The organism is Sphingomonas changnyeongensis, from assembly GCF_009913435.1.
GTDB lineage: Bacteria > Pseudomonadota > Alphaproteobacteria > Sphingomonadales > Sphingomonadaceae > Sphingomonas_B > Sphingomonas_B changnyeongensis.
Map to the genome: position 1 here is coordinate 26,665 of NZ_CP047896.1, position 25,639 is coordinate 52,303.

The 25,639-nt window shown below is 61.7% G+C and carries 21 protein-coding genes and 3 pseudogenes; 11 read left to right on the top strand and 13 right to left on the bottom strand.

All coding sequences use genetic code 11. From position 1 onward, the window contains the following. Window positions 1–767: 767 nt before the first annotated feature. Complete coding sequence (locus GVO57_RS14060) at window positions 768–2,168, bottom strand: LytR/AlgR family response regulator transcription factor (RefSeq protein ID WP_233281606.1); 1,401 nt, start codon at window positions 2,166–2,168, stop codon at window positions 768–770. 130 nt (window positions 2,169–2,298) lie between these two features. Here GVO57_RS14060 and GVO57_RS14065 point away from each other — a divergent pair, with 130 nt between their 5' ends. Beyond that, window positions 2,299–3,600: an acetamidase/formamidase family protein gene (locus GVO57_RS14065; RefSeq protein ID WP_160594051.1), complete on the top strand. Its 1,302-nt coding sequence runs from the start codon at window positions 2,299–2,301 to the stop codon at window positions 3,598–3,600. A 769-nt stretch (window positions 3,601–4,369) separates the two neighbouring features. On the opposite strand, the gene GVO57_RS14070 is transcribed toward GVO57_RS14065, so the two are convergent. Then, a complete protein-coding gene (locus GVO57_RS14070; protein ID WP_160594052.1) occupies window positions 4,370–4,774 on the bottom strand; it encodes a dihydroneopterin aldolase in 405 nt (134 codons plus the stop codon). A 180-nt stretch (window positions 4,775–4,954) separates the two neighbouring features. Here GVO57_RS14070 and GVO57_RS14075 point away from each other — a divergent pair. The 4 genes and pseudogenes from GVO57_RS14075 (at window position 4,955) to GVO57_RS14090 (ending at window position 9,113) form a co-directional block, all read left to right on the top strand. Then, window positions 4,955–6,111, top strand: a pseudogene (locus GVO57_RS14075) (IS3 family transposase). 345 nt (window positions 6,112–6,456) lie between these two features. Further along, window positions 6,457–6,912, top strand: coding sequence for a hypothetical protein (locus GVO57_RS14080; RefSeq protein ID WP_160594053.1), 456 nt, complete (start codon window positions 6,457–6,459; stop codon window positions 6,910–6,912). A gap of 287 nt (window positions 6,913–7,199) precedes the next feature. Continuing rightward, complete coding sequence (locus GVO57_RS14085; RefSeq protein WP_233281607.1) at window positions 7,200–7,583, top strand: hypothetical protein; 384 nt, start codon at window positions 7,200–7,202, stop codon at window positions 7,581–7,583. Window positions 7,584–8,186: 603 nt separating this feature from the next. Then, complete coding sequence (locus GVO57_RS14090) at window positions 8,187–9,113, top strand: hypothetical protein (protein WP_160594054.1); 927 nt, start codon at window positions 8,187–8,189, stop codon at window positions 9,111–9,113. Between the two features lie 704 nt (window positions 9,114–9,817). On the opposite strand, the gene GVO57_RS14095 is transcribed toward GVO57_RS14090, so the two are convergent. Together GVO57_RS14095 and GVO57_RS14100 are read right to left on the bottom strand one after the other, a co-directional pair. Further along, window positions 9,818–10,927, bottom strand: a complete 1,110-nt coding sequence (locus GVO57_RS14095) for a Fic family protein (RefSeq protein WP_160594055.1) — start codon at window positions 10,925–10,927, stop codon at window positions 9,818–9,820. A 168-nt stretch (window positions 10,928–11,095) separates the two neighbouring features. Next, complete coding sequence (locus GVO57_RS14100; RefSeq protein WP_160594056.1) at window positions 11,096–11,425, bottom strand: site-specific integrase; 330 nt, start codon at window positions 11,423–11,425, stop codon at window positions 11,096–11,098. A gap of 124 nt (window positions 11,426–11,549) precedes the next feature. Between GVO57_RS14100 and GVO57_RS15170 the strand changes: the two are divergent. Further along, window positions 11,550–11,956 (top strand): annotated as a pseudogene (locus GVO57_RS15170) (transposase); the annotation flags it as partial. On the opposite strand, the gene GVO57_RS14105 reads toward GVO57_RS15170, so the two are convergent. Next, window positions 11,926–12,663 carry an RES family NAD+ phosphorylase gene (locus tag GVO57_RS14105; protein WP_160594057.1) on the bottom strand — a complete coding sequence of 246 codons (738 nt, stop codon included), beginning with the start codon at window positions 12,661–12,663 and terminating at the stop codon, window positions 11,926–11,928. The pseudogene GVO57_RS15170 and the gene GVO57_RS14105 sit on opposite strands and share 31 nt — an antisense overlap. Continuing rightward, on the bottom strand, window positions 12,635–13,009 hold the full coding sequence (locus tag GVO57_RS14110) for an MbcA/ParS/Xre antitoxin family protein (RefSeq protein WP_160594058.1): 375 nt from the start codon (window positions 13,007–13,009) through the stop codon (window positions 12,635–12,637). Before GVO57_RS14110 ends, GVO57_RS14105 begins: the two co-directional genes overlap by 29 nt. A 396-nt stretch (window positions 13,010–13,405) precedes the next feature. Between GVO57_RS14110 and GVO57_RS14115 the strand changes: the two genes are divergently transcribed. After that, on the top strand, window positions 13,406–13,834 hold the full coding sequence (locus tag GVO57_RS14115; protein WP_160594059.1) for a hypothetical protein: 429 nt from the start codon (window positions 13,406–13,408) through the stop codon (window positions 13,832–13,834). Window positions 13,835–14,251: 417 nt separating this feature from the next. Here the strand turns inward: GVO57_RS14115 and GVO57_RS14120 are convergent, their stop codons facing one another. From GVO57_RS14120 to GVO57_RS14150, 7 genes and pseudogenes are all read right to left on the bottom strand, one after another. Beyond that, the gene (locus tag GVO57_RS14120; RefSeq protein ID WP_160594060.1) at window positions 14,252–16,105 is read right to left on the bottom strand and encodes a HipA domain-containing protein; all 1,854 of its coding nucleotides are present in this window, start codon (window positions 16,103–16,105) and stop codon (window positions 14,252–14,254) included. A 283-nt stretch (window positions 16,106–16,388) separates the two neighbouring features. Continuing rightward, window positions 16,389–16,713, bottom strand: a pseudogene (locus GVO57_RS14125) (DEAD/DEAH box helicase); the annotation flags it as partial. Between the two features lie 122 nt (window positions 16,714–16,835). Beyond that, entirely contained in the window at window positions 16,836–19,889 is a 3,054-nt protein-coding gene (locus GVO57_RS14130; protein WP_160594061.1) for a site-specific integrase, read from the bottom strand. After that, window positions 19,886–20,332, bottom strand: coding sequence for a hypothetical protein (locus GVO57_RS14135; RefSeq protein WP_233281608.1), 447 nt, complete (start codon window positions 20,330–20,332; stop codon window positions 19,886–19,888). Before GVO57_RS14135 ends, GVO57_RS14130 begins: the two co-directional genes overlap by 4 nt. Further along, window positions 20,329–21,390, bottom strand: a complete 1,062-nt coding sequence (locus tag GVO57_RS15175) for a hypothetical protein (protein WP_233281609.1) — start codon at window positions 21,388–21,390, stop codon at window positions 20,329–20,331. The genes GVO57_RS14135 and GVO57_RS15175 overlap by 4 nt, the downstream gene beginning before the upstream one ends. A gap of 286 nt (window positions 21,391–21,676) precedes the next feature. After that, window positions 21,677–22,927, bottom strand: a complete 1,251-nt coding sequence (locus tag GVO57_RS14145; RefSeq protein ID WP_160594064.1) for a type II toxin-antitoxin system HipA family toxin — start codon at window positions 22,925–22,927, stop codon at window positions 21,677–21,679. 5 nt (window positions 22,928–22,932) lie between these two features. After that, a complete protein-coding gene (locus GVO57_RS14150) occupies window positions 22,933–23,217 on the bottom strand; it encodes a helix-turn-helix domain-containing protein (RefSeq protein ID WP_233281610.1) in 285 nt (94 codons plus the stop codon). Between the two features lie 195 nt (window positions 23,218–23,412). Here GVO57_RS14150 and GVO57_RS14155 point away from each other — a divergent pair, with 195 nt between their 5' ends. From GVO57_RS14155 to GVO57_RS14170, 4 genes are all read left to right on the top strand, one after another. Then, the gene (locus GVO57_RS14155; RefSeq protein ID WP_160594066.1) at window positions 23,413–23,574 is read left to right on the top strand and encodes a hypothetical protein; all 162 of its coding nucleotides are present in this window, start codon (window positions 23,413–23,415) and stop codon (window positions 23,572–23,574) included. 113 nt (window positions 23,575–23,687) lie between these two features. Then, entirely contained in the window at window positions 23,688–23,960 is a 273-nt protein-coding gene (locus tag GVO57_RS14160; RefSeq protein ID WP_233281611.1) for a hypothetical protein, read from the top strand. After that, window positions 23,957–24,391, top strand: a complete 435-nt coding sequence (locus tag GVO57_RS15695) for a hypothetical protein (protein ID WP_160594068.1) — start codon at window positions 23,957–23,959, stop codon at window positions 24,389–24,391. Before GVO57_RS14160 ends, GVO57_RS15695 begins: the two co-directional genes overlap by 4 nt. Before the next feature lie 288 nt (window positions 24,392–24,679). Next, complete coding sequence (locus GVO57_RS14170) at window positions 24,680–25,081, top strand: type II toxin-antitoxin system HicB family antitoxin (protein ID WP_160594069.1); 402 nt, start codon at window positions 24,680–24,682, stop codon at window positions 25,079–25,081. Window positions 25,082–25,639 lie beyond the last annotated feature (558 nt).

Sequence of the window (25,639 nt, forward strand, 5' to 3'; positions counted from 1 at the left end):
GTGTCTACCCTTTTGGGGTAGTCAAATCAAAAGCTCGCTGGCTCATGCGACCGGTGGTGCGACACCGGCGGACTAGGCCGTGAGGCAACAAGCAGGAATGCTGGCGTCGCTGTCAGGCGGACCTCAGACCCCTGAACGTGCGTCTGGTACCTTAGCACTGACGCGCACCCCAAAGCCGCGCCACAATCGCACTTAACATAACATGTATTATCGGGGTTCGAGAGTGTCGAGCGGGTGTAAGCGCAACGTACAAATGGCACAGCTCAGCAAATTCGAAATGGCACAACCGTGCCTTCGCTGAGGCGATCGTGTCCATGGGCGCCCTCGACAATGGGGGTGTGCAGCAATGCCGCTGTCTGTCGGCGGCAACGTCCGCTCGCCACCAATCTCGGCCGTCGCCGGGAGGGTTCGAGCTGAAAGAGGACGTTTCCCTAGGGAATGGCGGCTTTTGACACGACCGCTCGCCTGAGCGGCCGAGATTGGTGGTTAGCTGCCGTTCCGCTTTGGAAAGCCTCATCGCGATAGCTGCCGTTTTCTCGCGGTCGACCGGGGTGGCGGCTGACGATCAAATGCGTCGTTCGCCGATCCGGCTTTGAACGACCGCCTCAAGACCGGTCATTGCTGTACGGGCGGATCGCACATCGGTTCTCGCCAGCGGCGGTCATTGGCACCTCCGGTGGCCGATATCGTAAGCTGAATTCTACCGCAGGTCTCTGACAGCAGCGGCGTACTTAGAAAAGATTGAGGACCAGGGATTGCTGACGGCGCTACCCAATAACAAGCACGCGCAAATCGGCCGCATAGCTGCGCCCGATGGGCAGGGTTGTTCCACTGTGGAGTTTGGCCACGCGACCGCCCGGCCCCGGCTGGGTACCGGACAAATGCCGGACATTGATGGCGTAGCTGCGGTGAATCCGGATAAAACCGGCGGGCATAAGCGCCAAGGCGGCTTTGAGCGTCATCGTCACCATGATCTCCCGTCCGTCCGCCAGGTAAAGGGTGCAGTAATCATCCTCCGCCTTCAGGAAGGTAATTTGCGAAGGAAGCATGATGTGGTGGCGCGCGCCATCGCGTAGGGTGATACTTGGCTCCGTGACGGCAACAGGAGCGTCGTTCGTCTTCGCCGGTCGTAGTAACGCTGCCAGACCGAGCGCGATGGCGGCCCCGGCGGCCGTTACGTAATATACGGTATCGAGAAAGTCCGGTCCGGTGCGATAGGCCCAAATGGCAAGCGACACCGCGGCGATGAGGAGGGTCCCGGCCCTGGGATCCCGTCTCATCGTTCCGGGTGCCGCTCCTGCCGCGACGGCAAGTAGCGCGACAACGAACACGGCCACCGCCTGACGGTCGAGACCGGGTGAGAGCAGGCAAGCAACCGCCATCGCCACCGCTGCGCCGCCGCTCACCGCCCAGGTCCATAGCGGCAGGAAGACGCGGCAGGTCAGCACGACGAGAAGCAGGCCCACGACTGCTGTCAGGCCCGTCAGAACCGTAAGGCGCGCAAGATGCTCCGGGTAGGTGTAGGGGACCGCGATCTTGCTGATCTCTATCAGTCCCTGCACGACGATCAGCGCCAGGATCGTCATGACGGGCAGCACCGTCCTGCCGATCTGCCCGAGGAACAGCAACGCCCCCAGCAGAAGGAGCGCGCACGCAGGCACCACCAGCGTCGCCACCGTGGGTAGATAATGGCGAAGCGTGTAAGCCTCGGCATCACGCGGCGGCCCGATCACCAGCCGGTGGATCGGCTGACGGACCGAGAACCAGAGATGGTGCGCCGACAAGATGATCGTCACGTGGTTGTCACCGGGACGGACAAGGCGTGGGGGTATGGGTATGCTTGCGGTGTAAAGGCCAGCTACCTCAGAGGACCGGTCTGCGCCCGGTATGCCGTTGCGGCCGATCAGCGATCCATTCCAGCGCACCTCGGCGCTTGCCATCGCATCGATATCGACCGCCAACGGCGTATCGGCCGCATCCGGCGCGATGGACACGACGGTAGACAGCGTCGTGAACGGCATCTTCAGCTGCAGATGCTCCGGCACGACGGGATGGCATCGCGCAGGCCGGCCGGCATCGCACTGTGCCCATCGCACGTCCGGCATCGCCCAGACCGGCATGGCCACGCACATGGCCATGAACAGACAAAGCATGCGAAGCACCATCATCCCGCCGCGGTACCATGAAAGCGGCGGTCGTCCACCGATCAGGCCCTGCGTTCACCGATCGATGGTTCCGCCGCAGGGGCCGCAGAGGGTAGCGCGAGCCGCTGACTCAGCTTTGCGAGAATCCTTCCCCATGTCCACAATCCACCGTGTCCTCCTGATCCTAGCTGCCGCCGTTTCAGCTCTGGTCGTGCCCGCGGCCGCAGCGACAGCCGAAACCTGGATCTTGCGCACCGACCTTTGGGGCAATCCCGCGTTTTCGACGCTCACCCTCGAACGCGGCAGCAAGGGTGTAACCGGCGACATCGATGGCGACAGGATCGAAGGGCGCATGACCCACGACCGGATGACCATCACCGCAACCGACGGGCAGGGCCGCGTATCCACCTACAGGCTGCGACTGCGGGGGAGCGCACTTACTGGCACGGCCGACATGCCGGACACCAACGATCCCGGCGCCAGGGCATCGCATGGGGTCACCGGATGGCGGGTACCGGATGGCAGCGGCGGACCGCGCACGATCGATTTCCTCCCGACCGACTATTCCAACACGTGGAACGCGGATCGTCGCCCGGTCCTGGTCGTGCGACCGGGCGACACGATTCATACCACCACGATCGACTCCGGCGGCGTGGACGAACATGGCAAGACCCGCGCGCTGTTCGGCAATCCGCAGACCGGACCGTTTTTCGTCGCTGGCGCGCAGCCGGGCGACACGCTGGTCGTGCATATCCGCCGGCTCAAGCTCAACCGCGACTGGGCCGCCAGCCTCGATATGGTGGTGGGGCGCGCATTGGGCACCGCGCTGGTTCCGGAAGCGGGTAAGCTGGGCAGGCCTGTGAAATGGCTGCTCGACCGCACCGCCGGTCGCGCGCGCCCCGAAATCGCCGAAGGCGCACTTTCCAATTACTCGGTGCCGATCAAGCCGATGCTCGGTGGCTTGGCGGTCGCACCCGGGTTCGGAATGCCAGCGATTTCGACCGGCGATACCGGGCGGTTCGGCGGAAACATGGACTTTAACGAGGTCGTGGAGGGCAATATTGTATACCTGCCCGTCCAGCAGCCGGGCGCATTGCTCTATTTCGGCGATGCGCACGCGCTTCAGGGCGATGGCGAGACAACGCAATATGCGCTCGAAACCTCGATGGACGTGACCGTCACGGTGGATGTCATCAAGGGGCGGCAGGTGTCGATGCCCCGCGTCGAATCCCCTACGCAGATCATGGTGCTGGGACAGGCCGGCTCGCTCGACGAGGCACTTAAGGCCGCCAGCACCGGCATGATCCAGTGGCTGCAGGAGGAGTACGGCCTGACGCTGTCGCAGGCGGCGCAAGTGCTTGGCACCGCGATGCACTACAGCGTCGCCAACCTTGCCGGACGCAGCGTGGGCATCGCCGCCCGGATCGACAAGGCGCTGTTGCCGACGAGGCGATAATCGACCGACTCATTCGCGAGAATGTGCCGGCGCCACAACCGAATGGTTCTGACATTCGTCTGTCGGCTGCTTTCGGGTTGATCGCTTCCGGCAGCCCCCGGCAGACGGTTCGCATTGCCGCTTCAGGGTGTTCCGGAGCCGAATGCATCAAAGGCGGCCTCTGCCGGAAGCCGACAGCGACTAGCGCACGCGGAGATGCCGGATACCTCCCAATTTTGGCCTATCAAACGCATGCGGTGAAACGGCAGCTTTCAGGTGCAGGTGAAAGCGGTCTGAACGGCGACAAATGGGGCGCGAGCTGCCGGTCCGCTTTCTGTGCCAAAGCTGCCGTCGACGCCCTACCCGCTAGCACCGGCGGTTTAGGCGGTGTGACCGGGCCCGCTGCGTTCGCAGCGGGTCCGGGGCCAGGAGCCGGGAGTGTGGGGCATCAGCGGGGGCAGCGCTGCGCTATGAGCAGGGCTCCGCGCAGCCCCCGCTGCCAACGGCGTTGTGCCATTTCTATCTGGCTGCGGAATGTGCCTTTTCTAACTGGCGGCAAAAGAGAGTGTCGAGCGGGTGCGCGCGGCGGCCAGAGGCCCTCCTTTCAATAACTTGAGTTGGCGCCGTGTACGGGCCTTCGCCTTTCGAGCAACATGCCCCCGAGCAGCAGCACCGAGATCAAGAAGCGCTACCTGTTCTTCAAGCGGTTAGTCCCACTGCTCCAGTTTGAGCGGGAGCGCGAAAAAGTTGATCTTTCTGCCGTCAAGCTTGCCTACCACATTTTGAAGGATCATAGCGCTTGGCGATCGTCGTCACGCAAGGTGGCCAGATCCTCCCTCCCGAGAACCAGACGCACGCCGAGCGAACCAGTGCCCCCCATCACGGGCGATTTCCTCAGGCAGAGTTCGACCGCTTCGATCACGTCATATGCAGCGCAGGCCTGCGTGATCAGGGTCATCAGGTATTCCTGCGTTTCGAACGACCGGCTGCGGGCAATCTCGGCGATCTTTGCGATCAGCGGATCGTAGTCGAACACCTCGCCCATCTGGTCGGAGGCGATCTGCACAAGTTCGGGCGCAATCGCCAGGGTCAGGTCTAGGACATGGGCATCGGGGATAACATCACCCGGGCCATATGTTCCGATCGACACGGGAAGATGAAGATCACGCAGTTCGATCCGGGCGAGACGAGTCATTATCAGACTTTCGTGAGTGCTGTGCGGCGACCCGGGGTGCTACACTGAGTCAGCCTTGAGCGTAAGCTGGAAGTCCAAATCTGCCTGCCAAGGGTTGGCCAAGGGGTCTCCTGTTTGAACGGCTGAGGCGGCCCCCTAATTGATCTGACAGGGCCTCGCTTTTGGATAAGAGGGAGGCATATGACCGATCATACGACCAGGAGTTACCACGGTGGTGAGGTCCTCTCCGGGGTCCAGCGCCGGAGGAGAAAGTCCGGGTGGTCGAGGAGTCCTACACCCCGGGGATGAGCGTCTCTCTCGTCGCGCGCCGGCACGGCGTCGCCAGCGATCAACTCTTCACCTGGCGCAGGCTGATGGCGCAGGGCGCGCTCGCTGCGGCCGGCGCTGGCGAGGAGGTCGTGCCTGCGTCCGAGTACCGCTCGGTCGAGGCGCAGGAGTGTGAGCTGCGGCGGATGCTCAGCAAGAAGACCATGGAGAACGAGATTCTCTGGGAGGCGATCTCCCGGCCGGCAGGCCCAAAAAAACTCCTCTTGCGCTCGACCTCGTTGCCCAAGGAAGACCGGTGAGCGCTGTCGCCGACGCACTCGGCGTCTCACGGCAGCACCTCTCTGCTGTGCGCAACCGATCCGCTCCGCGGCGACGCGGCAGGCCGCCTCTGCCAGATGGAGAGTTGGTCGCCGAGATCCGCGCGCTGATCGTCGACCTGCCGACCTACGGGTATCGTCGGGTCCATGCTCTGCTGCGGCGGCAGGCGGAGATCCACGGGCGCAAAGCGCCCAACCCAAAGCGCGTCTATCGCGTGATGAAGGCGAACGGCCTGATGCTGCAGCGCCACAGCGGGCGCGGCGAGGAGCGGCGCCACGATGGGAAAATCGCGGTCGACACCCGCAACAAGCGCTGGTGCTCCGACGGCCTCGAGATCGCCTGCGAAAATGGCGAGAAGATCCGCGTCGCCTTTGCGTTCGACTGCTGCGATCGCGAGGCGATGGGCTATGTTGCCACAACCGCCGGCATCACCGCCGAAGATGTTCGAGACCTGATGGTCGCGACCATCGAGCGTCGGTTCGGCCAGGTGAACCGGCTACCTGGCTCAATCGGATGGCTGATGCTATACCGCTCATGAAACGAAGCGCTTTGCGCGCCAGATCGGGCTCATCCCACGCACCACGCCGGTTGAAAGCCCGCAGAGCAACGGCATGGCCGAAGCCTTCGTCCGAACGCAGAAGCGGGACTATGCCCGCGTCAGCCCTTGGCCTGACGCCTAGGCCGTCATCGACCAGCTGCCGAGCTCGTTCGAGCACTACAACTCCGTACATCCGCACAAAGCGCTCGGCTAAAGATCCCCGCGCGAGTTCATCGACCTCAAAACCCGCGAGGCCCTGTCAACCATTTAGGGACCAACAACAGGTCCTGTCCGGTCATTTCGGGGGCCGCTTCAGTTGAAAACGAGCACGACCTTTCCCTACCGGAGGATGACCGGACGGCGCTCGTCGTTATCAGTGTACGGGTCCGTGCTAGGCTCAAGCTGATGTGCAATGTCGGCATTGCTGACCGACCGAGGGTCTGTCCTGCCGGACGGGCCACGGCGCCTCCTTGAGTATTCAACCCCGGCTAGCGCCGAAGCTAGCCTTGGAATGGGCGGCGGACTTGAAGGAGTTCGCGCTACGTGCAAGCTTGCGCTGATGGGCGAGCTTGAAATGAGCGCTTTCAACGGGCGCGTAAGCATTACATTCCTACCCCGAGTAACGAAGTGGACCAAGACCCGTAACATATTACCCGAGAGCGCCTCACAGATCGCCGCACTAATGATGCGGTCTGGTTCCCTACCGAACACAGTGACCGTATTTGGTGAACCCGAAATGGCCTGCCAAGTCGCTGGTGGACCAGAGAGGATTGCTTGGTTCGGGATTCAAGCTTGGGGATACGTCGGTGATCCGGACCTGACTGCATACATCGAGGGTGATGCGGTTCACGAAATAGGTAGATGTTTACATCAGCTCTATCTTCAAGTGAGCCATCCTGAACAGGTTGATGGGGAGTTTCGGATGTTTAGCTGCAAGGTAAGAGGATTTTTTCTGGGCAGCGATCCAGCGGCAGAGGGCGCCGATCTTGACTCCAGAGACCCACAACATCCTTGAGAGCGCTTACTGATATAGCTCGACATGGGTTGGCGGCAGGAGCGTCCGAAGAGGATTCTACTGATCTTCATGCACTGCGCCGGACCAATATTCTTCCCGATCCTGCTGTAGAGGGTAACGTGCGCCGCTGATTGTTACCACTCAGAGGTAGGGTCCGGCTCATTCATGAACTGCTCCCCGTTGTTGGACTACCTGGCCGGCCTTTATCCAGCTCTCACCGGCAGCGGCGGGCCATGTGTCGCTGACCGGTTCAACAGCGATATCGGCGGCTTGTTGTCGATCGCGCTATGTGGCCGTACCTCGTTGTAGGTCGTGAACCCATAAAACGCGGACAAATATGGGCTGTGGCGCGCGGTCATCCGACTGGCTACAATTCGACGATGCCGTTCGCCCGCAAGCTTATTCTGCACCTTCCGATATCGGATGAGACCTTGCTTGATGGCTTCGTCGAACAATGTCTGAAAGACGGTGTTTCGCTCGTGGCTGTGGTCGGACCCGACTGCGCAAGGGTTGAAGACGTCATCGACGAGATTGTTGTTGGCGATGGTAGCGATGAAACACGCTACCTATACACATCGTCCCATCCTGATGAGCCATTAGAGGACGTGTTGAACATCGTGATGACTTGGGAGTACGAGCGAGGCGACCCCATGCAGGAAATCAAGCTGTAGCAGCTCGCTCCCGAGTTTTGTCTTCCATCTCGAGCGCTGCTCTGTCTAGGCTTTCCATGCGCCGATACGACCTAACTGACTTCCAGTGGCGCGTGATCGTGATCTGCTTCCTTCTGAGTGGTCCATCGACTATTGTCTATTGAATCGCGAACTAGCACGTCAACCGACTTGACGGACACTCGAAATCGGCCACATCCCAAAGTTCGAGTGGTGAAGAATGGTTTCGAGGAGTGTTTCATGTCGATGGCTTGGCCGATGTCGGTTATCTTGAGTCTTCTGACTACGAGCCCATCTCAATCACCCGAGGTGGCGCAGCTTGACGTTGAGGCGGTTTCCCAGGCCCGGACTCAGCTCCGTCAGGGATGTTACATGAAAGCTAATGCCATTCTGCATTCTCGTGCTTGGGAGATGGGTACACCAAGGCTCGGCTCGCAAGTGTATCAGATGTGGTCTGACCTTCAACCGGTGCTTGGGGCTGAAGTCCCTGAACCTCTCAGCCGCGAAGCGAGTGGCTCAACGACTATGTCTCCAGCTGCGGACCGGCGAGTCCCCGGTCCAGGACCTTCGATCACCTCGAGAGATGCAGTCAAAACGATCAAGGCGATGGCATCGCGTACTCGTTTAGTGATACTCAATGAAGACCATTCTAATCCACGTCATCGCGCTTTTGCCTTGTCGGTCGCTCGTGCCCTACGGCCCCTAGGATACAATGTTCTCGGGATCGAGACATTAACTGGTTTTGCCGACGATCAGGAGGCTAGAGCCGCAATGCTTCAGCTCACGCTCCAGGGCTATGCAAGTCCGAAATCGGGTACCTATCTCGTCGATCCGGTCTTTGGCGATTTTATTAGACAATCGCTTGCGCTTGGATATCGCCCAGTTGCCTACGAATCAACCACCCAGTTGGTCAACGGGTCGATGGTTGAGAGAGTTGAGAAGCGAGAGCAGGACCAAGCCGAGAATATTCGTAGACGTGCGTTCGACGCCTTTCCTGACGGGAAAGTCTTGATCTATGTCGGATTTAATCATGCCATGGAGAAGCCTGCAGAGATAGGTCCGTTTAAGGGTGTAAGTTGGCTAGCTGAGAGGCTGCATCGAATTACGGGCATTGACCCGTTGACTATTGACCAGACGGCGTTGGAGGCGAACAACGACCCAAACTTCCATTCTGCGTATCACGCTGATCCGAAAGGCAAACCTAGGTCTTTTGTGAATTTTATCGAAGGTAGACCGGTCGTCGCGGGTAGATATGCTGGCTCTGTCGACTTGCAGGTCCATCACCCTGTAGAGGTGCGGCGCGCCGGACGGCCGACGTGGTTGGCAGAGTTAGGGCGGAAGAGGGTTCCTGTCCCTTCGCACCTTCTCAGAACCAACGAGCCGCGTCTCGTTCAGATCTTTATGAACCGGGAGAGGAACGGCATCCCTGTCGATCAAGTTTTGGTCCAGCCAGGCGGCTCAAAGCCTGTGCTCTACGCACCGCGCCAGGCTTTTCGAATCGTGAGCCAATCGCTTCATTCGAAATGTCCCTAGGGTTCAGACTCAATCAGCGGCAGTATCGATGACCGTCAGCGATGTGGACGCATAACGCAGGATATACGGTTTCTCGATTAACTTCCCCACCGACTGCTTGTCGCTGAAGAAGGCGACATAGCAGTGGTGAGCACCGATCCCTTCGTCGCAGCAGTGGACGACGGCCCCATACTCGAGGCCGCTCGGTTTTGTAGTCGTGGACCCAATCTGTTTCGCTCGCGCGAGAGCTGCATGACGGAATACCGTCCCATCCCGGCTGTACCTCTTGGCGGCGGCCAACGTCAGCGATGGGCGCGCAGCGACCGCGCCGCAGCGCCAAAACATGGCTCAGCCTCGGACTGCCATCCTTCCAACTCGGCTGGCGTCCTTAGCTTGTCCTCCACGGGGGGCGTCCCGGTGTGAGCCTATCGAAACATTGCCGTGAGGCTCTAGCGCACAGATGCCGCCCCCACCGAACTGCAGCGGCGAGACGAAGCGATCGTTCAAAGCTGAGGCACTGGACAGGCACACGAAGCCGAGTCACAAGGTCTGGCGATCCTGCAATCAATCGCAGAAATCCGTGGTTGCGGGGCGGAGATATTCTGGTCCAGAATCCTCTGTCCCCGACCAGTTTCGGCATCTCAGCCCGCTAGAGCTACGCAATTCCGCTATTTTCCTTCAGCAGGGGAAATTAGTCGGGTATCATTCTGATCGTGCTCGGACGGTCAATCACGCTCTGGCAATGAGTAACTCGTGCTCCGGCCGCCGGCCGGGTCTTTATTCAGCACACCTCTGGCAACGAGATCGTTCAGGTCACGGGTGGCGGTATCCTGCGAGACCTTCGTGATCTTGGCGTATGTCGACGAGGTAAGTTTGCCCTCAAACCCATCGAGCAGCATATTCACGATCCGACGCTGACGATCATTGAAGACCTGGGCTACATGGGTGTCCCAGAACGCTGCCTTTCGTAGGACTGCTGCAAGTGTGACTTCGGCACCATCAAAGGCGCGGCTCAAGCAGCCGAGAAACCACACAAGCCACGCAGTGATGTCGAGGCTGCCTTTCTGGGTTCGTTCCAGCATTTCGTAGTAGGCTTGGCGTTCAAGGCGGATTTGAGCCGACATCGAGTAGAAGCGCTGCCGTGTTCCTTCCGAGCGCGCCAATGCCATATCGGCGATGGCCCGTGCACATCGACCATTTCCGTCCTCGAAGGGGTGAATGGTAACAAACCAGAGATGCGAAACCGCCGCGGCGAGAACGGGGTCGATGGCCGGTTCATTGTTAAACCACGCGAGAAAGGCATTCGTCGCGTCAGGCACCTGTTTCGCAGCGACCGCTTCGAAGTGAACCCTTTCGCGGCCTATGGGACCTGAGACGACCTGCATCGGGCCCGCGCGGTCATCGCGCCAGTTGCCGACAATGATCTTGCTCATGCCACTATAGCCGGTCGGGAACAGTGCTGCATGCCAACCAAACAGACGGTCAGGCGTAAGCGGCTGATCGTAATTCTGTGTCGCATCGAGCATCATCTCGACGACGCCCTCGACATTCCGGTCAGCGGGGGTCAGAGCGCCAATGTCCAGACCAAGACGACGTGCAATCGACGAGCGCACCTGATCGGCATCGAGAATTTCGCCTTCGATCTCGGAAGACTTGAGAACGTCCTGTGTCAGCGTTCGGAGCACCGCTTCTTCGCGCAGCGGGAAACCGAGAGATTCCATCCGGCCAATCAGCCGCCCCTGGCGCCGGGAGGTATTCGCAAGGAGTTCCGCGACGGCGCTGCTGTCCCAGGTGAAATTCGGCCATTCACTAAGCTGATGGATGTAGGTCGGCATTATCCCCGCACCTTCTGCGGAGATTATGCGCGATATTCTCCGCAGAGGCAACGTCAATCTCTGCAGAATATGCGGAGAATGCTGTTGCTATTCTCCGCAGATCTTCTGCTATTGCCGACGGCCAGACGTGGGCGAGGCGGTCGAGCGCAGCTCCATACATGGTATGCCTTAGGCAGGCTTTGACTGCTTGGATGTTCTTGCCTTTCGCGGCGCGCGCAAGCGGGCGGGAAGCAGCGTGACCGGCAATGGCTCGAGGTGATCGGTGACGTTGGGGATTGCCGTGGCAGGCTTCCGGAGCGAGGCCATATGAGCCTTGGAATAGCGTCCCTCAGTTTCGCTTGAAAGCTTGTGCCCGGCGAAACCCGCCCTGAGTTCAGGTGAGATCTCTACCCCCTTCATCGCGTTGATAACCGTGTGCCGGAACGAATGCGTGAGCTCACCGGACATGACCAAGCCGACCGCCTCAGCGCCCCACTGTTCCGATTTATCTCGGCGCATGAGCAGTTTGACAGGGCGTGGTCGATGCGATGGGCAAGGCGGCTTGAGTTTGACCTGCCCCCCCTGCCCCCGCAGGCTCCCTAGAGATGATGCAGAGCCTGCTTTGAGCGAGCAGATCATCGGCATGAACAAGGAGGAGGAGGAGGAGGAGGAGGAGGCCAGGCTGCCGACTGCCGAGGTTTGCCGTAAGCATGGGTTGAGCCCTGCGACCTTCTAAAAAGCGGAAGGCCAAGTATGGCGGCTTGGAGGTATCGGAGGCCCGGCGTCTGGGGCTACTCGAAGAGGAAAACAGCAAACTCAAGCGGCTACAGGCCGAGAGCGTGCTGGACAATGCGATCCTGAAGGACCTTCTGGGCAAAGTCTGACGATGCCGGGCCAGCGACGGGCCCGCGGGCTGGTTGCCGTCGAGCCCAAAGCCGGGCCAGGCGAGAACATCCACCAGACCATGGCGAGATCCGCGCGGAGATGCGCGAGCTCGCCGCTCAGCGCCGCCGGTTCGACTACCGGCGCGTCAGCGTCATGCTCGAACGCAACCCGGCTGCAGAAAACTCATGTCGCTCGGCGGACGGAAATGCACCCAGCACCGACAGCCGTCCACCCTGATGCCTGAAATGCCAGGTCCGGTGTATGATCGGCACAGCCTCAGCAAAAGCGGCGGGGTCAAACACCACCACATTGCATCGCCCTTCCCCTGCCCGCGCCGACAGGGTGCGGATCAAGGCTGTCTCCACCTTCCGCGCCTCGCTGGCCAAGGCCTGACAAGCGGCATAGTCATCCGCCATCCAATCCTTCTCACACTCCGCAAAAGGCGGCTGTGTCAGGTCCAGAGCCCGCTCCGTCGCCACGCGCACATGGAAGCTTGTGTATTCCACCGTGGTGGTCGGCGGCACAAAGCCCGGCGAGCGGCTGAAGAAGCGCAGCGACCAATAGGCCGTCTCCGCGATGGCAGTGACCTCCGCCTCTGCGGCATAGAAGATACCCGGTCGTTCATCAGCACGGCGGAAACGGCTGGCGTTGCGATGCCCATAGCGAAACGGCGTGGCGAGCAGGAAATGGAGGTGCCGTGCGCCCTCCGGCACCTGCGGCTTCACCTCTTCGGCCAGTTCCTCCAGCAGGGCTTGCGTCGCGCCGTCGCTGGCAAGACGATTGGTCGAGATGCGGTGCTGCCCCTCGACCAGCCTCCAGACCTTGCCGCGATAGGCCCGGTGCTCAGACGCGAGCGCGGTAGAAGTCCACATAATCACAAAGTTCGATCAAGCCGCGCATCGTGTCGAGCTTCTCGATCGGCTTGCCGCCAAGGTCGAGATTGAGTGTCTCCAGCCAGCGTTTGGCGGCGGCATCGTCGCTGCCCAACAAAGCATCAAGGCTGCGGAAGAGGCGCAGCAGGAGCTGCCCCGCCTCGAAGGATTTGGATGCCGGGTCTAGCTCGGTGGCACCGCGCTTCAACCGCGACACCGTCGGCGCCGAAAGCCCAAGGATCACGCCCAGCTTGGCGTTGCTCAGCGCCCAGAACTCGGCGATGCGCACAATGGCAGCGCTCAGCGCGGTGGCGCGATCCGGCTGCGGGTTGGCGAGTGCGGGCATGATACCGTCCTTTCAATTGACACGAATATCACGATTTCGCTCATTTGAATAGATGAGATGGCACCTAGGAGGAATGGGTAGACGCTTTCCCGAGTGGGTGAGCTCGAGGCCAATGCCGTACCAGGACGCAGGAGTCTTGTCGTTGTAAATCATAAACATATACTGGATTCGACCGAGGGCGCACAGTTGCAGCGGGTGATGCACGATGATGCATTGCCGATCTCGATGCTGCCCGGTCATCCGTTGGCACCGGCCACATGCTGAGATCCACAATCTGGACGAGGTTATGGAGCCTCTGATCAAGGGGCGGAGGGCCAGTTCGGCGGCGGCTTCGACGCCCTGTCACACATGCTGTAATCTGGCGGACAGTCACGGCCGTTCGGGGAAGAAGCAGCTATGAACCGCGCAGCGCAAGCAGGTGTCACCTATTTCGCGGGCATGTTCGCAATCGGCTTCGTGCTCGGCACTCTGCGCGTCCTCTTGCTGGTCCCGGCGATCGGAGAGTGGGGAGCTACCCTCACCGAGCTACCCGTGATGCTGGCAGTCTCATGGCTGTATTGCGGTTGGCTTACCCGGTGGCTCGATGTGCCGGAACGGCTTGGGCCGCGGCTTCAAATGGGGGCCGTCGCGCTCACATTGCTCTGGATTGCGGAGATACTGCTTGGCATCTGCCTGTTCGGTAGACATCTGCCGCAGCAGATCCTCGCAATGGCAAGAGGTCCGGGACTCGCCGGCCTTGCCGCGCAAATCATCTTTGCAACCTTCCCGTTCGTGCAGTCGATCATCCGCGCCCGATCGGAAAAGGCGTCGCCACCAAGAGGCTAGGCCCTATCTGAACCGTGCTCCGGCTCGTCCCGTTGGTCGGCTCGATGAAGCCGGATCTTCGATGCTCGCTCCTCACCTTCAGATCGCCAACATTATCGCGTCCGTGAACGGCGGGCCGCGCATGGCCGGCTCGGGCTGACTGCCCGAGGGCCGGTAGCGAACCCCATTCCGACTTCTTGCGTTACCGGATTCACGCAGGCCCTGCCTAATCGGGCGTCGCGTTCCCTGCTGCCGTCCAGCCTGGAGTTCCCGCCGGCTCAACTGGCTCAAACGCAGCCTGACAGCCTGTCGGCTCGCTTTCGGTCAGCCTCCCCATAAAGACCCACTGGTGTATTTGCACAGCTTGCTCGGAACGGAAATCGCAGCCGTGGACCTCGCCGAGCTGCAATCCGATTGCAGCCATAGCGCGCAGGCCTCCTATTCCGCTGGTTCGCCAAGCCCGACGCATCGGGCCTCGATCAGGGCGCTGACCTTGCCCTGTGCGCACCGCGCCGCATGGGATTGACTGGCGAACGCGGGCAAGCGCAACGCTTGGACGCCCTTCGCGAGCCGGTCGACAATTTCACTCATCGCGGTCTCGGCGTCACCGACGGTCAAGCCGATGGTGCGCGCCAACGCCACAAAGTCCTGCCGCGTCAGGCGATCGTCCTTGCCGTTTAGCTTAAGCGCCATCCGGTCGACGCCGAGGCCCGGAAAAACCCGCGTGGTGACAGCATCGTACAGCGGCGCGAAGCGAACGCTCGTGAACGCCTTGGCACCTGCTTTGGCCGTCTTGAGCATGGCCAGGTTTTTGAGGTGCATGTCGCCATCGGCGATCAGCCAGGCAAAAACCGCGCGCCGGAACAGAATATCGAGGTCGGCGGCGGGATCGGTCGACAGCGGACGCAGCCCCCGGGCCATGCGCTCGATTGTGCCGTCGTATTTCGCCGAGGTCGGAAGATCCAGAATGGAGCAGAAGTCCTCGAGCGCCAAGCGGCGTTGATCCTCCGCACCCTGTCGAATGTCGAAGCGCTCGACCAGCAAGGCCGGCGACATGCCGTCGGGCATGTCGATCAAAGCCGCGTCGGGCACCTCGAACCCTGCGGCTCGGCCAAGCTCCAAGCACAGCCATTCCACGATCGGCAGCGTCTCGAACCCTGCCGTTCCGGCGGGCTTCAGGATATGGGTGAATGGGTGGTCGATGGCCGGAACGAGACGGCCCTCGGAGGTCAGGCTCATCGGCGCCTTGATCTGGATGCCGGAGAGACGGGGCGTCTCGGCCCGGGCGAAGATGCGCGCTAGGCTCTGCTCGAACGTTTCCTCGATTTCGCCGCGCGCCGGTCCGGCGTAGACGCCCGTGAAGCGGCCTTCCTCGCAAAAACGCGCCAGCGTCGTTGCGAGAACATCGGCGGGCAAATCCGTCAGCTCTTTACGATTCTCGACAATGGTGACGTTGGACATGTAACGCCGGCCCCGCCGCAGCGCCTCGCGCTCGTCCTGCTCATGCAGGACCTGGGCGAGCCAGCCTTCTGGCAAAAGCGACACGATGAACGCCGGCAGCTTGCCGGGGGTCGTCTCGCGGACGAGCACCGGGCCAGCGCGCCGTTGCGCCTTCCAGCGCCACTCAAACCCGTCATGGGTCAGCCGGCCGAGCGGCTCGCCATGCCAGGCGACCACGAGGTCGAACGCCGCTTTGTTGACCGGCGCCTTGGTCGTGCCCGGCTGCGCCATCAGGAAACGCTCGGCACCCTCGCCTTCGCGGTACCATCCATTTTCTCGCGCCAACGCCCAGACGGCGTCGGCTGCGGCCTGTGGCGTACCATGCTCCTCGACGAGGCGCGCAGCCATCTGGATGCGCATCTCCACGGTGATGGCGCTGGCATGTTCGCTGCGCAGCCGAAAGGCTTCCAGAAAGCGCTGGCGCGGAGAAGACACATCGATGCGAAGCTCGCCAAGATCGTCGCCGATCACCGCCGCCGCAGTCGAGGGTTGGTCTGGAGCTTCGTTCTGGACGATCTCCAGCGTGCGCAGTCGCGTGCGCTTATTGCGCCGGCCACTCAGGAACAGCCGCCCGTCGGGCGTGGGGGCGAGCAAGACCGCACTGGCGGACGACAGATATGCATTCGGGTAGAGATAGTTCGCAATCCGGACGGCGTGCCCTAGGATCGCCGCGTCGACATCGACGTCGCGATCGACATAGATGCCGCGCACCAGCTGGATCAGCTCGCCGGCCTGGGCGCGCTGATGGGCGCGCTTGGCGTCGATCGTTTCTCCGACCAAGTAGATCGTCATGGGATTTTCTCGCGTCTCAGATGCGCGTTAATCCCAATCATCGAGCTAGGATGCAAGGAGTTTCGCGCATCTGAGATGCGCGTAAATCCGAAGGATGGAGTGCGCCGACGGTGCCGGCGCGTGCGCGCTGATGCGCCAGTGCCCGCAGAAGCTAGCGCGGTCGAACACGGATCATCCGATACAAAGTTAGCTCGTTCGAAAACGCCAGGGCGGAAGCGGATGTCGTATGGCGCTTCTGGCCAGAGGCAGCACTCCATGCGCGGCGGTTCGTGTTCACGTGCTCGTCGATGTTTGCCCATTCATCCCTGTTTTCTTGGTTGGTCGTTGCCGCTCGGGCACCTATCCGCTCCGCTGCTGCAACCTGGTTCCGCATCAGCGACAACAGGGGACACCGACAACGTCGACCCCAAGCCCTGCTCGCGCAGCAGCTTGGTCGCAATGAAATAGACAAAGCTCTTACCCCAGCCGACCTTCTGCACGACGAGCGAGCGGCCTTTGCCCTCGACGATGTGGCGGATGGCAGCCTCTTGACCATCACGAAAATGCGCCGCGGGATGCCCGGAACCAAGCCGGGGCAAGTGCAAGCCGCATTCAAGACCATAAGCCATCGCCAACAAGCGTCTCCATTTCGCCGTCGACGCCTCGGCGCATTCATCCCCGTGCCAAACGTCGCTCCTGCCTTTTAAACGGCGGGCAAGCGACGCAAGGGGATATCAGGGGATGGATGGGATCATCCCCTGCTCTGGCCCGTATCTTCACGCCCGGGCACAACATCCTTGTCCAGCATATCCATTTTGGCCAGTCGCACGGGGCGGGCACGTGCCGGCGAGCGGCTGCCCTTTCGTGCCGCGCTGGCATTCTTCAGCTTCTCAAAATCCAGCTCGGAATCGATCAGCAGCATTAACAGTGCGTGCAGCACACTGTTGTGCAAGAGACCGCCCTCTTCATCACCGCCGCGCGGCCGCAAGGGTGACAACTGCATGACCCTTCGATCATCGGGCGCGCAAAACGCTTCCGGCTGGTAGCGTTCCCACTGCCCACCACCGATACGGCTAAACAGCGTTTCTTCGGGAATGCCGAGCGCCAGATAGAATGACGCCCGCTTCTGAAGGGCCTTCTTGGATATCATGCGCGGCGGATCCAACTGCCAGCGGGCTAGCACGCTTTGTATCGACGCCCACCGCCGTGGCTTTTCAAGCTGGGCACGCTTTGCCCAGACTTGGTCGATCAGCTTGGCAGCGGCCCCACGCGGATGGGGAAAGCCCCTGCCCGACAACTGCGGAAACCGGCGATTCTCCAATGCTTGCGGCACCCTGCGACCCTGCTTGCGAACATAACGGTGCTTCGTTATCGCCGCCAACTCGTCAGCACGCTGCGCCCAGCGCAAACAAACTGCCACTGGCATGGCCAGCTGTTCAGCCGCCTCTGCCGGGCCGACATTTCTCGCCCGTAGGCACAGGTAGTTGTGAATAACCAGCCATCCCCATTCGAATGGCTGGTCATGGTGCTGCTTCCTGACCAAAATGGCGGCGTCGCCCGGCGCGCGCTTACCGAAGACGGTTGGCGGCAGTTGCTGATGCAAAAACGCCTTGTACGTCGTCGACAGGCGTCGGTCGTCCGCCTGAACAGTGCCAGGCGGGCGACCGCGCCGTGGTCTTGGCAGCACCGAGGACGCCAAGTGTTGTGAGGCGGCCTTTGCACGCCGGCGGCGCAGTTGACGATCGCTAACCAGCTCGTGCCTCAACGGCACGCCACCGGGCGCCTCAGGCTGCAACAGCCCCAGCAAGCCACCGATTTCTCGCTCCGACAATGGCGGTTGATGGACATCGCGCCACACGTGCAGCGCCAGCAGCCAGTCCACATTGTGGATGTAGGTTTCCAGCGCGCGCTTGTAGGAAGCGTGGCCCATCACGTGGCGCACCGCCTGCATGATCGCGAGGCCATGCTGCTTCGGGCGCAACAAAGCATGGCTCAATCGTCGCTTACGCTCGAGGGAAACCAAGTCCGGCGTGAGCCCTTCGGGCGGCGGCAGGTTGGGCGGCTCGTCCGGAAGGAGAAGGCTGGCAACCAGGTGGTTGGCGAAGCTGTGTCGAAGCGGACTCGCCAACGCGTACCAATAGCCGGGCCGCTTGCGGAGCGCCGCCCCGAGCGAAGAACCTTCGAACAGCAACCTGATAGCCGCATCGATCGGTTCAAGCAGGTATTGATCAACACTGAGCGGCGCCGCGCGTTGCGCGGGAAACAGCCGCGCTCGAGGTACCATACGGAACTCCTCGTTGCACCGCTCGGCATGCCAACGCCGCAGGAGCGCCAGTTCGTCCTTTTCGAGCAGAGCGTGGAGGGGCAACGTGCGCCGCGCAAACTGGTTCTTGTTGGAGCGGGCGGCATTGCCCCGCACCACAAGCTCGGCAAATGGGCCGTCGAAGGCGATGTCGTTCAGGGCCAGGTTGGTAACTTCCCGCCCGCGAAGGCCAGTCCTGAACATGAGGATCGCTGCGAGAATGCACGCTCGCGCCCGCCCCGGCCGGTCTTGTTCACCTTCCCTTTGCGACAAGGCGCCCCAGTCTTCCAACAGACCCAGAAGGCGCATGAAGGCCGGGTGGTCGAGCACGGTCCGGCGAGGGCCCCCTGTTTTCTGGCGGTCCATATCCGTTTTCTCGAAGGTGCGGACCGGGATGTTTGGATTTTGCGCATTCAGGTAAGTCGAGAATGACTTCAACACCGCCCTGGTCACCATCTGGCGCTTGGGCGGCCTTTGCTCGGCCGCCAGTTCCATGGTCGTGAACGCCTGATCCAGCGCCGCTTTGCCATCCTCGTCGGCTATGGAGCGGTGGCGGTTCCCTTGCCAATCATACGATGCAAGTTCCAGAAGATAGCGACGCGCAGTCGACGGCCGGATGTTTCCCGGCTTGGGCGACACAGACGAACTGTTCTTGTCAAGGCGACCTCTCAGCCACAACAGGATATGTCGATGGATGCTATTTTGCGAACCCATTTGGCCGCACACTTTGATTTGCTGATCCAGGCTTTCCAGCATCTGACTGCGCAACTTCCTGGAGCTATCGAATGCTGTGAGATCCGCCGGGAAGAAATCGTCTCTCAGGTGCAGCAAGGCCTGATCGGTGAACCATGGCCGCCAAGGCGAGACGGGCTCCGCTGTGGCCAGGAAATCGTCCAACTGCTCAAGCGGGTTCTCGGCGACCGCGGCGGGCTTTATCCGGGCGTGCGTGCGTGTCTTTCCCGCTGCATGCTCAGCCAGAAGGCCGGGCACACGCAAGTGAAGCCGGACGGCGCAGACCTCGTTCAACCACAACGGCCCTCTTGACGCTGCTACATGAAGTTCTGCTGTGCCCGGCGATTGTGCCGCCAGCGCGTCGAGCGCTGTTTTAAGGCATTCTTCAGCCCGCTCCGATGGCGGGCTGGACGACGGATGACGTTGAAAGCAGGCCCGCAAGGCCTGCACGTAGCACCCGGTTACGGGATCTGGATACCATGTGCGAAACGCATGAGCTCCCGCCGCGCCTTTGAGCCGGAACCAGAAGCTCTGATGCGATCGTACTCTGTGCGTCTTCATCGCGGACGACAGCCATTCTGACCAGCATGCCGGATCATTCAGCCCGCCAAACAGGATGGCCGATAACATCGCCCGGCCAGCCAGATCCCCGAGACCCTGACCTGCCCCAGGTGCCCACGCGAGAAAATGATGTTCGACACACGCGAGCACCTGCAAATCTGCCAGTCTGACCGCGACCAGTGGATTGGCAGCATGGCACGCGCTGGTCACCGAAACCCCGCCAACACTGGCCAATCGCTCTCTGGGAAAATGGCATCAATGGCAGCTCGCGCCTCGTGGGCATAGGCCACCGGGTCAAGGCAAGACCCATTCCACCACGGCTCTGAGCCGGTTTCCCAATGCCCCATATAGGCGTTGATTACCTCGACGCTGGTTCGCCCTACCAAAGCTGAGCGCAGATAGTGCCGCGGAAAATTCCAGGGCAGGTCCCAACTGAGCCCGGGGACCTCTCTGAGGTACGCCAGCACGGCGGCGCGGTCTTTCAGAGACTCTGCATCAAGCTTCCGTTCATCGCGCGCTTTGACATGGACATGGTACGCGCGCAGCTGGGCCATCACCCGCTTGCCGAGCGGCAACCAGCGCCGCCTCGCGCCAGCGGCCGTACCGCCAGCGCCTTTCGCGAAGCCATTAGCCGCGGCAGGCAACCCGATCACATCTTCGCTTTCCAGCTCGGCGAGTAGCTCGAGCCCCGCCTCGCCCCCGCGGTATCGGTCGGCGCTGTGCTCGAATGCACCAGCTTATCCTCCAGAAAGAACGTCCCCGTGGCCCAGTCGAGATGTTCCGGGTCAGGCAACAGCTTGCGCGGCGGGCGCCAGCCAGAGTGCAGGCTGAAGAACAGCCACGCGTAAGCGGTGAAGGCATGGTCTACTTCGGACGCACGCCTCGGCGTCATCGCGCCGCGACTGATGCGGGCTTTGACCAGCAAATGCTCACGCAAGCCCGTCAACGCCCTCTCGGACGGGCAGAAACGACTGCCGATGACCCGGTCTGCCAGCACAGCCGGCAGGTCGGGTTCAGGCGTGACCGAGCTTCCGACGTCCGCGGCGCGGTTGTCCGTCTCAGCAACAGCGGCCGCCTGGTAGCGCTGGGCCGCCCGCAGCGAGATCGACGAATAGTAGGACGTGGTCGCGTTGCGCGTCGGCACCGTCTTGGTGATCAGCCAGGACACAGCCGGGTCACCAGGATGCGACACCGCCAACTGCCGCCGCAGGAACCTGGTGCAGTCCTCAAGCTTGGGCAGATAGTCGCTCTCACCGCTGCCCATGGCCTGCGTGGCCCTGTCCCGGAAGTCCTCAATCGCTTTCTCCAGGTCGGGAAGGGTCTTGGAGAACAAGGGTTGTCCTGCGACCGGCTTTGGCTTGTGGACCGTCAACCGGGGCCGCGAGTGTAGCTGGCGCAGCCAATCCTTGGACAATCGATCAAGGCCCAGCCACACAGCATGCGATGCTGGCCCGACACATTCGGACCCCAGCTCATACGCCGTGACATGGGGAGCAACGCCTGCCTCCAACCACAAGGCTGGCGCATAGCCACGCACCTCCACCAGACGGGGCGCCGGCCAACCGGGGTCGGGCGCGTTGACGAGAGGCAAGATCTGCAGGGCGTGGACTTCCTCCAGCGCACGGCCACTGATCAAAGCGAGCCGAAGCGCAAGTGCGCCTTCGACCCAGGATCGCTCCCCAGACGTAGCTCGCTTCGATTCCTTCAACATGAGCTCAAAGGCCCGATGCAGACGAGCGAGCTTCAACGGGGTTGGCTGGCCGGATTTAAGCGAGAACGCATGGGCATCACGTTCTGCCCTGGCCGCCCGAGCCGTCGGTATTGGTGCGACACTTGCCATCCCCAAATCCTGCGCCATTTACCATTTGAATCAGAAAATCCGGACGCGTCCTGTCTTCCCGAAATCGCGACAGCAAGACGTGTTTAAGTGACTAAATCGATAAATATGCATAGCCACGCTGTCGCCGCCGCATTCCGGCTCTGAACGCGTCTGGACCCTAGGGGTTCTCGCCTGCCAATCGGAAGCAGGTGGCAAAGCGCCCCCGGTCGGCGTCACTCAGGCCAGCTTGCCTGAACTGCTCCTCCCAGCCTCGGGCCACCCGCATGCGCATGTTCTCGACCATTGCTGCGGCCTGGTCGGACGCGAGATCGAAACCGGCAGCGCCAGCGAGAGCATTGGCGACAGTGGCCTCCCTGCCTTGCGGGCCGACACCCAGCACCAGGCGTCGTTCAAGGCCGACTTGTGGTTTGGGCACGACATCGTAGAGCGGTGACAGGCGCCAGCCCTTCCCGTCGAACAGGAAGCCGTGATTGCGCAGGTGGTCGTCGTCGTTGGTAACGAGGATGTTGAACACCATGCGCCGGAACAGTTCGTGGAGGTCGCGACGCACCTCGGTGCCATGCTGGCGAAGCGCAGCTGCGAGGTCCGCATAGCTGTAGCGACTTACCTCGCTTTCGTGCGCCCCGAGCATGGTCAGGCCGGAGGCGAAAGGCCGCCGCTCCAGCCAGTTGCCGTGCGATTCGCGATCGAACCGCTTGATCAGGTAGATGTCGCGCTCCAGCACGCGCCTAAAGTCAAGCGCAGGAACGTCTAGCCCACAGGTTGCGGCAAGGCGCATGGTGGCAAGCTCGACCCGGCATTCTGGGAAGCTGTCGTTGCGTGCCTGGAACTTGGCGATCCATGGCTGGCCGTCGAGTTCGGTCGCCGCCTTCGGACGTGCGCCGCCGAGCGACGAACCGGCTGTCAGCAACCGTCGCAGGTTTTCATCGAGCTGATCGACATGCTGCGCGCGCTCGGCAGCTTCGGCCAGCTCTTCCAGGGTAAAATGCTCACACGGCGCGTCACCATCGCCCCATGGCGTTATGCGCTCCGGACGCTCCGGCGTTGGTCCGAATGCCAGTGCGCCCACCCGGGGGTCGCCCGAGGCAAGGATCAGGTCGATGTCGCTCGGCAGGCGATCCCCCATCGCCTTGTAAATCAAGTACTGGCCCCAGCCATCGGGAGCCGCATCGCGGATCCCCCCGAAGACGGCAAAGCCCTCCTCGGTCCGGAATGTGCGTTCGGTGCCCGGATCGTGAAGTGGCAGCGCCACCGGATCGACGGGAACCCGATCCGGGCGGGCGAGATAACGTCGACCATAGGCGAAAGTCGCGAACTGATTGCGCGGCTCGTCGGTCATCGTGAGCAGCCCCGCCGGGACAGGGCCGCCAGCGAGATGGACGAACACGTAGGTGCGGACCGTTGCCATCGCGGTCAGAAATCCAGCTCGTCGCTGCTGACAGCGTGCGTCCTTTTGGGCAGCCGGGCGAGGTCTTCGCTGATGCCTGCCCGATCGGTATCGGGAGCAACAAGCTCGGCCAGGCGCTGGGTCATGCCAAAGACGTGAAGGGCACTGGCCAGTACGGCCATACCCACGGTCGCATCGCCCGCCTCAAGGCGCTGGAGCGTCTGCACCGATACGAGCATGCGTTCGGCCATCAACCGTTGCGGCAGCTTGCGGCGGCGGCGGGCAATGGAAATGTCCTTGCCCAGCTGCACAATCGCGCGCTGGCTCTGGGGCGGCAGTCCGCTGGCGGCTCTGGAGGCGCGTGACATTAGTGATGCATGCCATATCATCTCCAAAACATCCACTAGGCATGATATGTCATATAGTCTGGCATTACTTCTGTGTTTGCCAAGGTGTGCGTAGCGGTGCCACGCGGTAGCAGATGCCTCAACCGATTGCGCAAGGCCGTGGACGCCGCTGTCACCGACCCGATCAGCGGCAGTCCAATGACATTCCTACCCGCCATCGTCGAAAAACCGTTTCGGGATCGGGCGACAGCAGATGCCGAGGCTGCGCAGATCATTCGTGACTTTCTGGGTTCCACCGGAAAGCCCGAAGTGAACGGCTGACGCCAAGCGGGACTGTCATGCGGACCGTAAGCAAGCGCACAGTGCGCCTCACACCGTCGCAGGCCCGTGCCCTCGCCGCCAGCGCCGGCCGGCGCGACCTCAAGAGATATGCGATGCTCCAGCGGATCATCGAGGCTGGCTTCCTGGCCGTGATGCACGGTACAGACAGGGACGCCGACACCCGCGAAATCGCGACCGGCGGAGGGATCTCGGAGCGCCTGGACGAAGTCGAGCGGGGGCTCGACCGGGCCCTGTTCACCGCCTGTAAGGCCTTTGCCTGCGCCCGCCATTCCGCGCTCGGCACGAAGAAGCCGGTCGAGGTCATTGCCGCCGATGCCAAGGCAGCACCTTGTTTGGTTCGGCTCTTGCTGCCCAGTTCTTCATGACGCCTCGCGGCACGCTGCTGGACGACCTGCCAAAAGCGCAGTGGCGCATGGGCGACCGCGGCTATGACACTGATTGGTTCAGGGACCCCATTCAGGCCAAGGACATCCAGCTCTGCATCACGGATCGCAGGTCGCGCTGCGTGACCTGCAACCGGGGTGGCCCGGCTTTCCGCCTGGCGCTCACGGTCTGCCGCCTGTCGCAGCTCAAGCGACGCCCCAGCGGCGTTGGCTTCGGCCAGCGCAATCGCCACTTCCGCGATAAGGTCGGATCGGGTGCCAGCGGCGATCGGGCGTGCAGGAAGGTCCGCGCTCATGCACACCTCAGGGCAATGGCCAGCCCGATCTCGCAAACAGAAAAGCGGCCGTGCGCAAATATGTGCGCAAAACTGATTGCCACAACGCGCAATCGTGTGTATATATTTGCGCAATAGCCGAGGAGGCTCGGCGATCGGTGATAGCGATGAGACCATCCGGCGCTTGAAGCAGGAAGGCTGGCAGGAAGTTTCCCACCCGGGCCGCCACAAGACCTTCAAGTAGCCCGGAATGGAAAGGCTGGTCACCGTTCCCCATCCACGAAAGGATGTCGGAACAAAGCTAAAATGGGCGATCTGGAGTGCAGCGGGGTGGCTCTAAGATCCGTCCCAATCGCGAGAACACCTCATACAAATTTCGTGGCTTCGTCCTTTTAAACGGCAAAAAGTCATAATGGGAGATCGGCCATGTATTATCTGGCTTTTGTATATGATTATCCGGGCGGTTTTGGGTTCGTCGCGCCGGATGTAGAGGGGTTCACGGCGCATGTTGAGACCGACGACTTCTCCGCTGCCGTGTCCGAAGCCCGCAAGGTGCTCGCCGCTCATTTGACTGCCCTTCTCGATGCTGGTGGCCAGCTGCCGCGCGCCCGCTCGATCAAGGATCTGGTCGCCCAGCCCGATCTTCGTCCCGATTTTGAGGAGGCCATCACGACTGTGATGCTGCCGGCTTTGGTCAGCTCGGGTCGCACCAAGCGGGTCAACATCAGCCTAGACGAGAACACGATCCAGCTGATCGATCAGGCGGCGCGCGAACGCGGCCTGACCCGATCGGCTTACGTTGCCGAGGCAGCGCGCGAATTCGTATAAATCGCGCCGGGGACGCTCATAACAGCCCCTCCCACTCGGCGAGCCTCTGCAGCTCTTCGTCGACGCTGCGAAACCTTGTCGCGATGTACGTTTTGCCTCCGCCTGCGACATGTCTGACTCTCCGTCCAGATTCATGGACTTAAGACAGGACAGTGGCGACGCAAGTAAAGGGTATCAAACGGCGGCATCGTCGGCTCGTAACTGCCCTGACGACGCTCACCCCTGCTCATACCTTGCGCCGTGCTCCTTCGACGCGGCCCTTGACGCCATCGATCCGGGCAACGACCTAGCGTTCGATCCAGCGCGATGCGAAGAGCAATATCTTATCGGGACGGGGAAACCGGCCCTGCTCGATCATGTCGTAGATCATCGACCTGCCGAGGGAAGAGCTCGAGCAGCTTAAGGAAGCGTTCGGGGGGCTCCGGGAAGTCAGCCATGGCCCTCAGCCTTGGTCATACTCTCGCGCGTACTGACAAAGGCGCGGTTCAGCCCGATATTAATCTCGCGGCAAGCTTCCTCTGAACCGTCGCGCTCGCCGCCGCCATCACAACAAATGTC